Genomic DNA, 15,346 nt, shown 5'->3' on the forward strand with positions numbered 1-15,346 from the left:
ATGGCAATAGATCAAGCAGCTAATTTAAGAAGAATAGTTAAAGAGAAAGATTTAAATTTAGATAAAAATAGTTTTAAACATGCAAAAATATTGGCTGTTACTTCTGGAAAAGGAGGAGTAGGAAAAACTAGCCTAAGTGTTAATTTGGCAGCTCTTTTAGCTAAAAGCGGGAAAAAAATATTAGTTATAGATGCTGACTTAGGTTTATCAAATGTAGAAATAATGTTAGGAGTAACACCTTCATATACATTAAATGATATTATAACAAATAAAAAAAAGATAGAAGAAGTAATAATAAAAGGACCATTTAAAATAGATTTTATATCAGGGGGGAATGGTTTTTTAGAATTAGCAGAACTAACAGATATAGAAAGAGAAGAAATTTTAATAAAAATTCAAAAATTAGATGAAATTTATGATATAATAATTATAGATACAGGCGCTGGAATCTCTAAAAACGTTACTGCTTTTTTAGAAATAGCAGATGAAATATTAGTAATAACAACGTCAGAACCAACTTCATTAACAGATGCATATAGTATAATAAAAATATTAAAAGAAAATGGTAATTTAGAAAAAGTTGGATTAATTATAAATAGAGTTAAGAGTGAAAATGAATATATACAAGCTTCTAAAGTTTTGATTAACACAACAAAAAGATTTTTAAAAGTTGATATAAAAGATATTGGATATATCTTTGAAGATGTATCAGTAAGAAAAACAATATATAAAAAGACACCGTTTACGATATATTATCCAGATTCAAAAGCAAGTACATGTGTAAAAAATATATTGTCGAAAATTACAGATACTAAAATTGTTGGAAAAGAGGAGACATTAATTGATAAATTTAGAAAATGGTTTAAAAGTTCGAGTGGGTGATGAAAATGATAAAAGTTCTAATAGTAGATGATTCTTTATTTATGAGGAAAATAATAGGAAAAATATTAGAAGAAGATGATGAAATAGTAGTAGTAGGTAGTGCTAAAAATGGAAAAGAAGCAGTTGAAATGAATTTAAAATTAAATCCAGATGTTATTACTTTAGATGTAGAAATGCCAATTATGAATGGATTAGAAGCTTTAAAAGAAATTATGAACACAAAACCAACAAAAGTGATAATGCTAAGTAGCTTAACAACAGAAGGCGCAAAGGAAACAATAGAAGCTCTCGAAAATGGAGCGTTTGATTTTTTATCAAAGCCAGATGGGAAAAGTGTATCTTTAAATATAGAAAAAATATCTGATGAACTTATCCAAATGGTAAAGGAAGCTAAAAAGGCTAATATTAATTTATTAAAAGTTAATAAAGTCAAAAAAAGTAAAGAAGAAAAAATTAGTTTTTCAAGTATATTAAAAAAGAAAGCTAAAAAAGAATTACATAAAGGACATAAGAAACCTTCTAAAATAGTAAGTATAGGAATATCAACGGGCGGTCCAAAAGCATTACAAACGATTATACCTAAAATACCAGAAGATATTGATGCAGGTATATTAATAGTTCAGCATATGCCACCTAAATTTACAAAATCTTTAGCTGATAGATTGAATGAATTATCAAATATCGAAGTTAGAGAAGCCCAAGATGGAGATAAAGTTGAAAGAGGTGTAGCATATATTGCCCCAGGAAGCCATCACATGACTTTATCAAAAGATAAAGAAACAATAAAATTAAATTTAGATCCGCCAAGTCAAGGGCATAGACCTTCGGTTGATGTTATGTATAACTCATTAATTAAAAATTATGATATGAAAAAATTAATTGCTGTAATTATGACTGGAATGGGTAAAGATGGAGCAGAAGGTATTAAAAAAATTAGAGAATTAGGAGGTATTACTATAGGTCAAAGTAAAGAAACTTGTGTGGTATATGGAATGCCTAGAGTAGCTGATGAATTAGGTGGTGTAGAATACGTCGCTGATTTAGAAAAAATACCTGAGTATATTTTAAAACATATTAAATAGTAATAGGGGGAATATTTTATGAGCATGTCACAATATATGTCAGTATTCATTGATGAATCAAGAGAACATTTACAACTTATGAATGATTCATTATTAGAATTTGAACAAGATACAGAAGATGTAAAAATAGTAAACGAGATTTTTAGAGCAGCACATACGTTAAAAGGTATGTCTGCAACAATGGGTTTTAATAGAATAGCAGAGCTTACACATCATATGGAAAATGTATTAGATAATATAAGAAATGGTGTTTCTATTGCAGATGGGACAACAGTGGATATTTTATTTGAATGTTTAGATACTTTAAATTTATTAGTCGATGAAGTAATTGAAACAGGACAAGAAACAACAGAGGTATCTGATTTGATGTCTAAATTAGACGAAATGGTAAAAGGAGCGGGTAAAACCACAACAAAACCATCGTCTAAAATAGAAAAAAAAGAAACACCAGAAGAAAAAAAAGAAGAAATACAAGCTGAAAAAGAAATCGATGAGCAAGTAGAATTTAATGAATATGAAAAAGAGATTTTAGCAGCAGGTAAAGGGAAAGAGATGGCACCGTATTTAATAAAAGTAGAATTAGATGAAGGGTGTTTATTAAAAGCAGCTAGAACTTATATGGTTTTTAGAAATTTAGAAGAAATAGGAGAAGTAATTAAATCTATTCCTAGTGTTCAAGAATTAGAAGAAGAAAAATTTGATAATAGTTTCTTAGTTGCATTTATATCAAAGAAAAGTATAGAAGAAATAAAAAATTCTATTTTAGAAGTAAGTGAAGTAAAAGATGTCTTAGTATCAGATATTGATATAAATATGTCGGAAAAAACAGAGGCTAGAGAAATTAAAGCAGTTAAAAAAATATCTGAAAAGCAAAATAAAGTTAAAAAATCAAAAAGTATGGTTAAGAAAACAACAACAACTGTAAGAGTAGATACAGAAAAGCTGGATTTATTAATGAACTTAGTGGGAGAATTAGTTATAAATAAAACAAGACTTGCACAGTTAGGTTTAGAGTATAATCTTCAAGATCTTTCAGAAACGTTATCACATGTAGATAGAGTGACTTCTGATATACAAGCAGTTGTAACAAAAGTAAGAATGGTACCAATAGAAACTGTATTCAATAGATTCCCTAGAATGGTCAGAGATCTCTCAAAAGATTTAGGAAAAGATATAGATTTGATAATAGAAGGAAAAGAAACAGAATTAGATAGAACAGTTATTGATGAAATTGGAGATCCATTAGTGCATCTTATTAGGAATTCAGTTGATCATGGAGTAGAGCTTCCTGATAAAAGAGAAAGTAAAGGGAAACCAAGAACAGGAACTATTTTATTGAAGGCAGAACATGAAGGAAACTCAGTAGTAATTACTATTAAAGATGATGGTAAAGGAATGGATACAGAAGTATTAGCAAATAAAGCAATAGAGAAAGGAATTCTTACTCTAGAAGAAGTTGAAAAATTGTCTCATGAAGAAAAATTGAATTTAATTTTTGCACCAGGTTTTTCAACAGCTTCAGAAATTACAGATTTATCTGGGCGTGGAGTAGGTATGGATGTTGTAAAAACAAAAATAGAAGCTTTAAGTGGTAGTATTGAAATGAGTTCCGAAGTTGATAAAGGAACTGAAACTAGAATTAAATTACCATTAACACTTGCAATTATAGAAGCATTAATGATAAAATTAGAAGAAGAAGTTTATGCAATACCACTTGCGAACATAGTTGAAACAATTGATATAGCTAAAGAAGATATTAGAACAGTTCAAAATGAAAAAGTTATACTTTTAAGAGGTGAAATTGTACCAATTTTAAATCTTTCAAGTATTTTAGAAGTAAAAACAGAAAAACCAGAAATAGAAGATAGAAATACTGTAGTCATAGTAAAAGCGGGAAATAAAAAAATTGGGTTTATAGTAGATGTGCTTATTGGGCAACAAGAGATAGTAATAAAATCTCTTGGAAAAATGTTCCAAGGAACTAAAGGTATAACAGGAGCAACTGTACTAGGAAATGGAGAGGTTGCGCTCATATTAGATGTGTTAACTTTAGTTTAATAAAATTTTTCTAGGGAGGAATATTATGTCAGAAAATAGTAAAAATGAGACATTACAAATAATAGGTTTTAAATTAAATGATGAGGAATATGCACTTGAAATTGAAAATGTCCAAGAGATAATTAAAAAAACTAAAATGACAAGAGTAGCAAGATCAAAAGATTATATTAAAGGAGTTATTAATTTAAGAGGAATAGTATTTCCTATTATAGATTTAAAATATAGGTTTAATATGTCTAGTCAAACTTATGATGATAATATGAGAATAATTATATTAGAAGTCAATGGTGTATCAGCAGGAATTATGGTAGATTCAGTTTCAGAAGTAATAGAGGTAGATAAAAGTAAAATACTAGCAAATCCACAGCAATCTAATTCTGAAATTAATACTGATTACTTAAAAGGTGTATGTAAAGTTAATGAAGATAGACTTATGACATTATTAAACATTGAAAAAGTTTTAGAAATAAAGAATAATTAATTTTTAGGAGAGATAAGATGTCAATAACAATTGATAAATTAGGAGAAAGAGAATTAGATATACTAAAAGAATTGGGAAATATAGGAGCTGGAAATGCTGCAACAGCTCTTTCTCAAATTCTTGCTAGAAAAGTAGATATGAATGTACCACAGGTAAAAGTTTATAATGTTACAGATGTTCCAGAACTTTTAGGCGGAGCTGAAAACATTGTAGTTGGAGTATTATTAAAGATGTTTGGAGATTTACAAGGGAATATTATGTTTTTACTTCCTGAGGATTCTGCAAGAAAACTTTTAGGGATGATGGTGGGACAAGAAGTTGAAGATGTTACCGATGATATGTCAAGATCTGCTATTATGGAAGTAGGTAATATTATTGCGAGTTCTTATTTAAATTCTTTAAGTTTTTTTTCAGAATTAACTTTGATACCATCAACACCAGCTTTTGCGTATGATATGGCAGGAGCATTATTGAGTGCTGTATTATTTGAAGTCAGTGAATTAAGCGATCAAGTAGTATTAATAGAAACAGATTTTTCTGGAAATGGTGAAGCAATAAAAGGACACTTCTTTGTACTACCTAATTTAGAATCATTGAATGCTTTACTAAAATTGGTGGTGGCAAAAGTAGATGGAAAATAATGTAATAAAAGTAGGAATGGCTGATTATAAAGTGGGAAGCGCACCTGCAAAACTTATTACATTAGGACTAGGATCATGTATCGGAATTACTTTATATGATAAAAGAAAAAAAGCAGGAGGAATGGCTCATATAATGCTTCCTAAAAATAATACTAAAGATCAAAATTCGCTTAAATTTGCAGATACAGCAATAACTCTTATGATAAAAGACCTTGAAAAAATGGGATTAAATAAAAGAAATATGGAAGCTAAAATAGCTGGTGGAGCACAAATGTTTTCTTTTGGGAAATCCGATCAATTAAATAGTATAGGATCAAGAAATGCAATAGCTGTAAAAGAAATTTTAAAAGAAAATAATATACGAATAGTAGCAGAGGATACAGGTGGAAACAAAGGAAGAACAATAGAATTAGATTTAGATACAGGGAAGTTAAGAATTAAAACAATTGGTCAGGGAGAAACGTATATTTAAGGGCTACTTATTTGGAGGTTGACATGATAGACGATAAAGAGCTATGGATAGAATACAAAAAAACAGGAAACTTAGAAGTTCGTGAGCAACTTATTATAAAATATATTCCATTAGTGAAATATGTAGTTGGGAAAATGATAACGAATCTCCCTAGAACTGTTGAATATGATGATTTAGTTGAGTACGGAATCATTGGATTGTTAGATGCTGTAGAAAAATATGATTTATCTAAAAATATTAATTTCAAAACCTATGCCGTAACAAGAGTACGGGGTTCTATTTATGATGAATTAAGATCTCAAGATTGGGTTCCACGTTCTGTAAGAAAATTAGCAAAAGATATTGAAAAAGCTTATATTCAATTAGAAAAAGAAACTGGAAAAGAACCAACAGAAGAAGAAATAGCAGTTTTTTTAGGGATACCACAAAAAAAAATAGAAGAGTTATATTCAAAAGTTGATTTAGGAAACATTTCTTCTTTGGACGATATAGTTTATGATAATGGAGAATCAAAAACAACGTTGGTTAATTTAATAGAAGATAAAAATGTAGAAAGTCCAGAAGAAAAATTACAAAAAGAAGAAGTGAAGCAATTATTGATAGAAAAATTAAAAGAATTAAAAGAAAAAGAAAGACTGGTATTAACATTATATTATTATGAAAAATTAACTTTAAAAGAAATAGGGGAAATATTATCAATTTCTGAATCAAGAGTATCTCAAATACATTCAAAGGCAATATTAAAATTGCGATCTAAAATAGCTACTAAGTTTGGAAATTATGCAGAATTTTTTTAATGATTAACCTAAAACATTCTACTAATCTTTAGTTGAATGTTTTAGGTTATTTATATATTTAAGGAGAATAATTATGAAAAAAATAGATTTTGGTTTAATTTTTAAAAATTCAGAAATAATATCTAAATTATTTACTAGTCAAGAAAAAATATTATTTAATCAACAAAAAAATATAAAACTTAATATAGAAAAATCAAAGAATTTAAAAAAAGAAGAAATAAATAGAATAGAAAAAATAGAATTGAGTAAAATAAATACTAATATAAGGAAAAATAAAAAACAAAAAAATAAAAATAGATATAGAGATAATAATAATGGAAGATGGATAGATTTTGAAGGGTAGTGATATGGATGAATATAGGTTATTTTAAATTTATTAATAATAGAGATAGCTATATATCGGGGTTGCTTATAGTGGATAATAGAGGTATACCGATAGAGTTTAAATATACAAATGAAATAATTCCAAGTAAGAAACAAAAATTGTTATATGGAACTACATTAAAAAGTTATTTAAAAGAAGAGTTGATGTTTAAAAACCTTGTTACTTCATTAGAAAATATAGTAGATATAGTTATAGTAGATAGTATAGAAGATATTTCATTAAATAAATATATAGATAATAAAGTTGTTGTAATAAGAAAAACACAAGAAAGGCAACTTAAAGATTTAAAAGAGTTTCAATTTGTGGCAAAAGATGAGCTGTTATATCAATATGAAGAAAAAGAAAATCCAATAAGAGTAATATTTAAAGAAGAATTTTCAGAAGAAATAATAGATATCTTAAATGAAATAAAAATAGAAGACATATTAGAACCGATAAATAGAATAGAGGAGGTTTTAAATGAAATATGCAATGGAAATTAGAAAAAATTTTTAATAAAAAAAATAAAAAAGATGAAAAAATAAAAATAGAAATTAAAAACAAAGAAATCAAAAAAAATATTTTAAATATAAATAATGTGAAATTTAATAACAAAGAGATAGAAATAAAAGATGGATTTAATAAGATAAAAACTATAAGAATAAGAGGATATAAATTTAAAAAAAATACAAAAATTAACAAAGAAGAGGATATAAAAATAACTAATTTAATAATAAATAAGAAAAAAATTTAAATTTAACTATTGTGAAATATTTGTTTGAAAAATGCTTGTATTTATGATAAAATTTAAAAGGTGATTAAAACATTAGGAGGAATGAATAAATGAGAAAAACAATAGTAGCAGGAAATTGGAAAATGAATAAAACGAATGCAGAAGCTGTAGAGACTTTAAAGAAATTAGCAGAATTAACTAAAGATATAGATGGAGTAGAAATAGTAATAGGAGCACCTTTTACAGCACTTTCTGATGCTGTAAAAGCAGTAGAAGGAAGTAAAATTAAAATAGCAGCACAAAATATGAACCCAAATGAAAAAGGAGCTTTTACTGGAGAAATATCTCCATTAATGTTAAATGCTATTGGAGTAAAATATGTAATATTAGGACATTCTGAAAGAAGAGAATATTATGGGGAAACAAATGAATTTATAAATTCTAAAGTTAAGACAGCTTTAGCGCATGATTTAACTCCTATTTTATGTGTAGGTGAAAAATTAGAGGATAGAGAAGCTAATAAAACAGAAGCAGTAGTAGAAGACCATGTAAAAGGAGGGTTAAAAGACCTTACTAAAGAAGAAGCTAAAAAAGTAGTTATTGCATACGAACCAGTATGGGCAATTGGAACAGGGAAAACAGCTTCTCCTGAGCAAGCACAAGAAGTACATAAATTTATAAGAAATTTATTAACTGATATGTATGGAGAAGAAATAGCAAATGAAATAACTATTCAATATGGGGGGTCAATGAAACCTGAAAATGCAAAAGAATTAATGAGCCAAAAAGATATAGATGGTGGATTAGTAGGGGGAGCTTCATTAGAAGCAGATAGTTTTGCAAAAGTTGTAAAAGCAGGACTTTAATTATTACTACAACAAACTTATGGCATATTATATGTTTAAAGAAAGGGTGAAAAAATGGCTAAGAAACCTTTAGTATTAATGATATTAGATGGTTGGGGGATAAATCCTCATAAAAATGAAAAAAATGCAATAGAAGAAGTACATCCAAAAAATTATTATGATATTTTAGAGAAATATCCAAATACTCAAATATTAGCAGCAGGAGAAGCAGTAGGACTTCCTGATGGTCAAATGGGGAATTCTGAAGTAGGACATTTAAATCTTGGAGCAGGTAGAGTAATATACCAACCATTGGTAAAAATTAGTAAAGATATAAAAGATGGTGTATTATTTGAAAATAAAGTATTAAAACCAGCATTTGAAAGAATAAAAAAAGAAAATAAAGCATTACATTTAATGGGTTTATTATCTGACGGAGGAGTACATTCTCATATCGAACACTTATTTGGATTACTAGAAATGGCAAAAAGAGAAAATTTAGAAAAAGTATATATTCATGTAATAACAGATGGAAGAGATACTCCACCTAAATCTTCTCTTATATATATCGAACAATTAGAAAATAAAATAAAAGAATTAGGAGTAGGGAAAATAGCTACTGTATCAGGAAGATACTATGCTATGGATAGAGATACTAATTGGGAAAGAACAGAAAAAGCATATAGAGCTATTATATTTGGAGATGGTGAAAAACACCTTTCAGCTAAAAAAGCTGTAGAAACATCTTATATGGAAGAGTTAACAGATGAATTCGTAAAACCAACAGTAATCACAGATATGGCGGGAAATGCACATTCAAAAGCTGAAAATGGAGATTTATTTGTATTTTTCAACTTTAGACCGGATAGAGCAAGACAAATTACTAGAGCAATAAATGATAAAGAATTTAAACATTTTGTAAGAGGTAATAATTCGGAAGTTGAATTTATATGTATGAGACAATATGATTCGACGATTGACGCTAAAATAGCATATGAAGATGATGATATTAATAATACGTTTGGAGAAGTTATTTCAAAAGCAGGATTAAAACAATTAAGAACAGCTGAAACTGAAAAATATGCACATGTAACTTTCTTTTTCAATGGAGGAGTAGAAACAAGTTTTGAAGGTGAAGAAAGAGTGTTAGTAGATTCACCAAAAGTAGCAACTTATGATTTACAGCCTGAAATGTCCGCATATGAAGTAACTGATAAATTAGTTGAATCAATAGAAAATGAATTATATGATGTAATAATAGTAAATTATGCAAATCCAGATATGGTTGGACATACTGGTATATTTGAGGCAGCAAAAAAAGCAGTAAGCGTAGTTGATGAATGCTTAGGAAAAGTAAAAGAAAAAGTATTAGAAAAAGATGGAGTTTTATTAATTACTGCAGACCATGGGAATGTAGATTTGATGGAAGATCCGAAAACACATGTACCATTTACAGCACATACTACTAATCCGGTTCCATTTATAGTTGTAACAAATGATAAAGGAATTGAATTAAAAGATAGTGGGAAATTAGCAGATGTTGCACCTACTATGTTAAAATTATTAGGAATAGAAAAACCTAAAGAGATGACAGGTGAATCTCTAATAAAATAAATTGGAGGGAAAAATGCTATTACTTTTTAAAATAACACTTTTTATAATTTCAATATTTTTAATTGGACTTGTATTAATTCAACCCGATAAAAGCCACGGAATGTCTGGAAGTATAGGTGGAGGGGCAGTTAATACAGTATTTGGTGTTAATGAAGATGGTGGTCCATTAGCTAAAGCAACACAAATAGTTGCAGCATTGTTCATAATAAATGGATTGATTGTTTATTTATTAACTTTATAAAAAGTATGCCATTTTGGCATACTTTTTTTGTAGTACAGTACTTGAGAGTAGATAAAAATTATGATATAATTTGGTGATATGATGAATAATTTATTTGAAATTAATTACAAGAGAAAACAACCACTCGCTTATAGAATTAGGCCAACAACTTTAGCTGAATTTTTCGGGCAAAAAAATATTATTGCTGAAGGGAGTCCTTTAAGAGAACTTATAAAAAAACAAAAATTTATAAATTCTATTTTTTATGGTGAAAGTGGGACGGGAAAAACAACTTTAGCTGAAATTATTGCAAAAGAATTAAAGTTTTATTTTGTAAAACTAAATGCAACTAATTGCAGCATAAGTGATATAAAAAAAATATCTGAAGAATCAGAAAAAAGATTGAAAATAGAAGGAAAGGAAACACTTTTGTTTTTAGACGAAATACATAGATTTAATAAATTACAACAAGATAGTTTGCTTAGTTTTATCGAAGAAGGAATATTCAAAATTATTGCGGCAACAACAGAAAATCCTTTTTATAATTTGAATAATGCGTTATTATCTAGATGTTTGAGTTTTAAATTTGAAAAATTAAAAAAAAATGATATTATTAGTATTATTAATAGAGCCGAAGAAATAGAACAGATTAAGATAGAAAATGAAATAAAAGAATTTATTGTAGAAACATCAAATGGGGATGCACGTATAGCATTAAATTATTTGGAGCTTATTCTAGAAGTTTATGATAATATAGATAAAAATGAATTAAAAAAAATAATTATTACAGAAGAATTTTTTCATAAAAAAGAAGATAAATATAATTTGATATCAGCTATGATAAAAAGTATAAGAGGAAGTGACCCCGATGCTAGTGTATATTGGCTGGGAAGACTATTAAAAGGAGGAGAAGATCCTAGATATATAGCAAGACGTCTTGTTATTTTGGCAGCTGAAGATATAGGATTAGCAAATCCAGAAGCACTTAATTTATCAACGAGTGCATATATAGCAAGTGAAAAAATAGGAATGCCAGAAATAAGGATAATATTGTCAGAAGTAGTGATATATTTAGCAATTTCAAGTAAATCAAATAGTGTATATAATGCGATAAATAGTGTATTTCAAGATTTAGAATCAGAAGAAACATTAGAAGTGCCTAAATATTTAACAAAAGAGTATTCTAAGAATTATAAGTATCCACATAATTATGATAATAACTTTGTAAAACAAGATTATTTGAAAAAAAACAAACGTTTTTATATTCCTGGAAACAATAGGATGGAAAATAAGATAAAAGAAAAATTAATAAAATTATGGGGGAAAAAGTATGGAAAATAAGATAGGTGAAATACTAAAAAAAGCAAGAGAAGAAAAAGGTTTTGATATAGCTTATATAGCAGAACAAACTAAAATACAAAAACGATATTTAATAGCGTTAGAAGAAGGAAATTACAATGAATTACCGGGCGAAGTTCATATAAAAGGATTTTTAAGGAATTATTGTCGTGAAGTTGGATTAGATAGTAATAAAATAATAGAAATGTATAATCAATATAAAAATGAAAATTTTGAAGAAGAAGAAAATGAAGTAGATGATAAAAATGGGATATTAAATCTAATTATTGCAGGGATCGTTATTATTTTTTTAGGGATTATTTTATTAAATATTATTGACAAAAAAGATGAAAATATAGTACAAGAAAAACAAAATATTAGTAATAATAAAAATTCAAATATAAAAAAAATAGAAAAAGAAGCATTAAAAACAAATAAAGAAAATAATAAAGAAGAAAAAAATGTAGAAAACGAAAATAAATTAATAAAAAAAATTGAGATAATAGAAGAAAAAAAAGTTGCAAAAGAAGAAAAAAATGATAAAATAGATATCTATAAAGAAATAAAAATAATTGCTAATGGAATATCATGGATAGAAATCAAGAAAAATAATAAAGAATATTTTACAGGGTTTTTAAAAAATGAAGAAAAAATAATAAAAGTTAAAAAAGAAGAAAAAATATATATAAAAATTGGCGATGCAGGAGTTGTAAAATTAATAAATGATGGAAAAGATTTAGGAAAAATAGGAAATAAAGGTGAAGTTAAGAAATTTAATTTTTAATATAGATAGGAGCTAGTATGAATATTAGAGCGGTTAGAGGAACAAAAGATATATTTAATGACGATGCTATAAAATATAATTATATTACAGAAATAGCTAAAAGAATTTTTGAAAATTTTAATTATAATAGAATAATTACTCCAATATTTGAAGAAACAGCTTTATTTAAAAGAGGAATTGGTGAAGGAACCGATATAGTAGAAAAAGAAATGTATACTTTTTTAGATAAAGGAGAAAGAAGTATAACATTAAGACCAGAAGGAACAGCCTCTGTAGTAAGAGCTTATTTAGAACATAAAATATATGGAAATGAAGAAATTACAAAATGGTATTACTATGGACCAATGTTTAGATATGAAAGACCACAAGCAGGAAGATATAGGGAATTTAATCAATTAGGAGTAGAAGTATTGGGGAGTAAAAATCCTAAAATTGATGCAGAAGTAATTTATATGGGATATAAGTTACTTGAAAAAATAGGAATATCAGATTTAAGAGTAGAAATAAATTCTGTTGGTGGAAAAGAAACTAGATTAAAATATAGAAAAGATTTATTAAAATATCTAAAAGATAAAAAAGAAAATTTATGTAATGATTGTCAAACAAGATATGAAAAAAATCCATTAAGAGTACTTGATTGTAAAGTAGAAAAATGTAAAGAAATTGTTAAAAAAGCACCAATTTTAACAGAATATTTATCAGAAAAAGAAAAAAAACATTATGAAGAAGTAAAAAGATTATTAAATATATATAATATACCTTTTTCAGAAAATCCTAAATTAGTAAGAGGGTTAGATTATTATTCTAATATTGTTTTTGAAGTAATAACAGAGAAATTGGGAGCACAAGGAACAGTTCTTGCTGGCGGAAGATACGATGGACTTATATCTACTATGGGTGGAAAAGATACTCCAGCTGTAGGATTTGCAGCAGGAATAGAGAGAATAATGCTCTTGATGAATGAGAAAAAAACAAAAAAAAATAGAATTGGAATTGTGTGGCTGGGAGAAGAAAGTAGTGATTATGCTTTACTATTAGCTAACGAATTAAGAGTAAATAATTTTGATGTATATATGGAATATGAAAAAAAATCTTTAAGAGCACAAATGAAAAAAATAGATAAAATAAACGCAAAATATGCTATAATAGTAGGAGAAGAAGAAGTAAAAGAAAATAAATTAGTAGTGAAAAATTTAAAAACAGGAGAGCAAATAAAAATAAAAAGAGATACAATTTGTGAATACATGAAAGGAGAAATTAATGAAATATAGAACTCACTTATTAGGCGAACTTAGAGAAAAAAATATAGAAGAAAAAGTAATCTTAACTGGATGGGTTGATAATAGAAGAGATTTGGGAGGATTAATTTTTCTTGATTTAAGAGATAGAACTGGTATTACTCAAATTGTATTTAATCCAGAAGATTTGTCAGAAAATATAATAAATATAGCGCATAAAGTAAAATCAGAATATATAGTAAAAGTAGAAGGTACGGTAAAAGAAAGATTTAGTAAAAATCCAAATATACCTACTGGAAATATAGAAGTAATTGCAGATAATATTAAAATAATTAATAAATCTGAAGTTTTACCATTTGAAATAAAAGATGATATTAAATTAAATGAAGCAATTAGATTGAAATATAGATATTTAGATATAAGAAGACCTAAAATATTAAATAACTTATTAAAAAGAAATCAAATGATGTTTTCAATGAGAGAATTTTTAACAAAAAAAGGATTTATTGATATAGAGACACCTATTCTTACTAGATCTACACCAGAAGGGGCAAGAGATTTTATAGTACCAACTAGAACTGAAAATGGTAAATTTTATGCTCTTCCACAATCGCCACAATTATTTAAACAAATACTTATGATTGCTGGAGTAGATAAATATTATCAAGTAGCTAAATGTTTTAGAGATGAAGATTTAAGAGCAGATAGACAGCCAGAATTTACTCAATTAGATATAGAGATGTCTTTTGTTGATGAAAATGATATAATGGAAATGATAGAAGAACTTGCAAAAAAAGTATTTTTAGATATTGTAGGCAAAAAAATAGAATATAAATTTGATAGATTAAGTTATTATGATGCTATGGAAAGATATGGGAGTGATAAACCAGATACTAGATTTGATTTAGAATTAAAAGATTTATCAGATATAGCAAAAGAATGTAATTTTAAAGCATTTAAAAATGTAGTAGAAAATGGAGGAGTTTTAAAAGGGATAAATGTAAAATCTGCTGCAAAAGATTATTCTAGAAAATTAATAGATGAATTAACAGAATTTGTCAAAATATATGGCGCTAAAGGGTTAGCATGGATAAAAATAGAAGAAAATTATGAAATAAAATCTCCAATAGCAAAATTTTTTACTAAAAAAGAATTGGACGAAATTATAGAAAAAATGGATGCGAAAGAAGGCGATATATTATTTTTAGTTGCTGATAAGCTAAAAATAGTGTATGATAGTTTGGGGGCTTTAAGATTAAAAATAGGAAAAGAAAGAAAATTAATAGATGAAAATCAATACAATTTCTTATGGGTAGTAGATTTTCCTTTATTAGAATGGTCTGAAGAAGAAAAAAGATATAAAGCACAACATCATCCGTTTACTGCTATAAAGGATGAAGATATAGAATTAATAGAAAATTCACCTGAAAAAGTTAGAACTAAAAGTTATGATTTAGTATTGAATGGATATGAAATAGGTGGTGGAAGTGTTAGAATACATCAAGAAGAAATTCAAGAAAAGATTTTTAAACTTTTAGAATTATCAGAAGAGGAAATTCAAGAAAAATTTGGATTTTTCTTAGAAGCATTTAAATATGGAGCACCGCCTCATGGGGGGATTGCTTTTGGAGTAGATAGATTTTTAATGGTTCTGTTAAAAGAAAATTCGATAAGAGAAGTTATACCATTTCCAAAAACAAATAAAGGACAATGCTTATTAACGGAAGCACCAAATTATATTGATGATAGTCAACTTAATGATGTTGGAATCAACTTGAAAAAATAAAATAATAATTT

At 26.9% G+C, this 15,346-nt stretch carries 17 protein-coding genes; all 17 read left to right on the plus strand.

Annotated features, from left to right (window positions below; all coding sequences use genetic code 11):
- The 17 genes from EV215_RS08075 (at position 1) to aspS (ending at position 15,335) form a co-directional block, all read left to right on the plus strand.
- Entirely contained in the window at positions 1-882 is an 882-nt protein-coding gene (locus EV215_RS08075) for a MinD/ParA family protein (RefSeq protein WP_134113499.1), read from the plus strand.
- 5 nt (positions 883-887) lie between these two features.
- The gene (locus EV215_RS08080) at positions 888-1,964 is read left to right on the plus strand and encodes a protein-glutamate methylesterase/protein-glutamine glutaminase (RefSeq protein WP_208320359.1); all 1,077 of its coding nucleotides are present in this window, start codon (positions 888-890) and stop codon (positions 1,962-1,964) included.
- Positions 1,965-1,982: 18 nt separating this feature from the next.
- Positions 1,983-4,022 carry a chemotaxis protein CheA gene (locus EV215_RS08085; protein ID WP_134113501.1) on the plus strand — a complete coding sequence of 680 codons (2,040 nt, stop codon included), beginning with the start codon at positions 1,983-1,985 and terminating at the stop codon, positions 4,020-4,022.
- A 25-nt stretch (positions 4,023-4,047) separates the two neighbouring features.
- The gene (locus EV215_RS08090) at positions 4,048-4,503 is read left to right on the plus strand and encodes a chemotaxis protein CheW (RefSeq protein ID WP_134113502.1); all 456 of its coding nucleotides are present in this window, start codon (positions 4,048-4,050) and stop codon (positions 4,501-4,503) included.
- 17 nt (positions 4,504-4,520) lie between these two features.
- Complete coding sequence (locus EV215_RS08095; RefSeq protein ID WP_134113503.1) at positions 4,521-5,144, plus strand: chemotaxis protein CheC; 624 nt, start codon at positions 4,521-4,523, stop codon at positions 5,142-5,144.
- A complete protein-coding gene (locus EV215_RS08100; protein ID WP_134113504.1) occupies positions 5,134-5,616 on the plus strand; it encodes a chemotaxis protein CheD in 483 nt (160 codons plus the stop codon). The genes EV215_RS08095 and EV215_RS08100 overlap by 11 nt, the downstream gene beginning before the upstream one ends.
- 23 nt (positions 5,617-5,639) lie before the next feature.
- Positions 5,640-6,413, plus strand: coding sequence for a FliA/WhiG family RNA polymerase sigma factor (locus EV215_RS08105; RefSeq protein ID WP_134113505.1), 774 nt, complete (start codon positions 5,640-5,642; stop codon positions 6,411-6,413).
- 73 nt (positions 6,414-6,486) lie between these two features.
- Positions 6,487-6,756, plus strand: coding sequence for a hypothetical protein (locus EV215_RS08110; RefSeq protein WP_134113506.1), 270 nt, complete (start codon positions 6,487-6,489; stop codon positions 6,754-6,756).
- 8 nt (positions 6,757-6,764) lie between these two features.
- Positions 6,765-7,280, plus strand: a complete 516-nt coding sequence (locus EV215_RS08115) for a hypothetical protein (RefSeq protein WP_166667384.1) — start codon at positions 6,765-6,767, stop codon at positions 7,278-7,280.
- A complete protein-coding gene (locus tag EV215_RS08120) occupies positions 7,265-7,531 on the plus strand; it encodes a hypothetical protein (protein WP_134113508.1) in 267 nt (88 codons plus the stop codon). The genes EV215_RS08115 and EV215_RS08120 overlap by 16 nt, the downstream gene beginning before the upstream one ends.
- Positions 7,532-7,620: 89 nt before the next feature.
- Positions 7,621-8,376, plus strand: a complete 756-nt coding sequence (gene tpiA / locus EV215_RS08125; RefSeq protein WP_134113509.1) for a triose-phosphate isomerase — start codon at positions 7,621-7,623, stop codon at positions 8,374-8,376.
- A gap of 54 nt (positions 8,377-8,430) precedes the next feature.
- A complete protein-coding gene (gene gpmI / locus EV215_RS08130) occupies positions 8,431-9,969 on the plus strand; it encodes a 2,3-bisphosphoglycerate-independent phosphoglycerate mutase (RefSeq protein ID WP_134113510.1) in 1,539 nt (512 codons plus the stop codon).
- A 13-nt stretch (positions 9,970-9,982) separates the two neighbouring features.
- Entirely contained in the window at positions 9,983-10,210 is a 228-nt protein-coding gene (gene secG / locus EV215_RS08135; protein WP_134113511.1) for a preprotein translocase subunit SecG, read from the plus strand.
- A gap of 78 nt (positions 10,211-10,288) precedes the next feature.
- The gene (locus tag EV215_RS08140) at positions 10,289-11,530 is read left to right on the plus strand and encodes a replication-associated recombination protein A (protein ID WP_243832408.1); all 1,242 of its coding nucleotides are present in this window, start codon (positions 10,289-10,291) and stop codon (positions 11,528-11,530) included.
- Positions 11,520-12,311 (plus strand): helix-turn-helix domain-containing protein, encoded by a 792-nt coding sequence (locus EV215_RS08145; RefSeq protein WP_134113513.1) that lies wholly within the window; start codon positions 11,520-11,522, stop codon positions 12,309-12,311. Before EV215_RS08140 ends, EV215_RS08145 begins: the two co-directional genes overlap by 11 nt.
- A 17-nt stretch (positions 12,312-12,328) precedes the next feature.
- Positions 12,329-13,582 (plus strand): histidine--tRNA ligase, encoded by a 1,254-nt coding sequence (hisS, locus tag EV215_RS08150; RefSeq protein WP_134113514.1) that lies wholly within the window; start codon positions 12,329-12,331, stop codon positions 13,580-13,582.
- The gene (gene aspS / locus EV215_RS08155) at positions 13,572-15,335 is read left to right on the plus strand and encodes an aspartate--tRNA ligase (RefSeq protein WP_134113515.1); all 1,764 of its coding nucleotides are present in this window, start codon (positions 13,572-13,574) and stop codon (positions 15,333-15,335) included. The genes hisS and aspS overlap by 11 nt, the downstream gene beginning before the upstream one ends.
- Positions 15,336-15,346 lie beyond the last annotated feature (11 nt).

The organism is Hypnocyclicus thermotrophus (assembly GCF_004365575.1).
Taxonomy (GTDB): Bacteria; Fusobacteriota; Fusobacteriia; order Fusobacteriales; family Fusobacteriaceae; genus Hypnocyclicus; species Hypnocyclicus thermotrophus.

Excerpts from the sequence above, each read along its gene's own strand:
- gpmI (WP_134113510.1), top strand. The coding sequence starts at position 8,431 with ATGGCTAAGAAACCTTTAGTATTAATGATATTAGATGGTTGGGGGATA.
- EV215_RS08090 (WP_134113502.1), top strand. The coding sequence starts at position 4,048 with ATGTCAGAAAATAGTAAAAATGAGACATTACAAATAATAGGTTTTAAA.
- EV215_RS08140 (WP_243832408.1), top strand. The coding sequence starts at position 10,289 with ATGATGAATAATTTATTTGAAATTAATTACAAGAGAAAACAACCACTC.
- EV215_RS08115 (WP_166667384.1), top strand. The coding sequence starts at position 6,765 with ATGAATATAGGTTATTTTAAATTTATTAATAATAGAGATAGCTATATA.
- EV215_RS08145 (WP_134113513.1), top strand. The coding sequence starts at position 11,520 with ATGGAAAATAAGATAGGTGAAATACTAAAAAAAGCAAGAGAAGAAAAA.
- EV215_RS08080 (WP_208320359.1), top strand. The coding sequence starts at position 888 with ATGATAAAAGTTCTAATAGTAGATGATTCTTTATTTATGAGGAAAATA.
- hisS (WP_134113514.1), top strand. The coding sequence starts at position 12,329 with ATGAATATTAGAGCGGTTAGAGGAACAAAAGATATATTTAATGACGAT.
- EV215_RS08120 (WP_134113508.1), top strand. The coding sequence starts at position 7,265 with ATGCAATGGAAATTAGAAAAAATTTTTAATAAAAAAAATAAAAAAGAT.
- aspS (WP_134113515.1), top strand. The coding sequence starts at position 13,572 with ATGAAATATAGAACTCACTTATTAGGCGAACTTAGAGAAAAAAATATA.
- EV215_RS08110 (WP_134113506.1), top strand. The coding sequence starts at position 6,487 with ATGAAAAAAATAGATTTTGGTTTAATTTTTAAAAATTCAGAAATAATA.
- secG (WP_134113511.1), top strand. The coding sequence starts at position 9,983 with ATGCTATTACTTTTTAAAATAACACTTTTTATAATTTCAATATTTTTA.
- EV215_RS08100 (WP_134113504.1), top strand. The coding sequence starts at position 5,134 with ATGGAAAATAATGTAATAAAAGTAGGAATGGCTGATTATAAAGTGGGA.
- tpiA (WP_134113509.1), top strand. The coding sequence starts at position 7,621 with ATGAGAAAAACAATAGTAGCAGGAAATTGGAAAATGAATAAAACGAAT.
- EV215_RS08105 (WP_134113505.1), top strand. The coding sequence starts at position 5,640 with ATGATAGACGATAAAGAGCTATGGATAGAATACAAAAAAACAGGAAAC.
- EV215_RS08075 (WP_134113499.1), top strand. The coding sequence starts at position 1 with ATGGCAATAGATCAAGCAGCTAATTTAAGAAGAATAGTTAAAGAGAAA.
- EV215_RS08085 (WP_134113501.1), top strand. The coding sequence starts at position 1,983 with ATGAGCATGTCACAATATATGTCAGTATTCATTGATGAATCAAGAGAA.
- EV215_RS08095 (WP_134113503.1), top strand. The coding sequence starts at position 4,521 with ATGTCAATAACAATTGATAAATTAGGAGAAAGAGAATTAGATATACTA.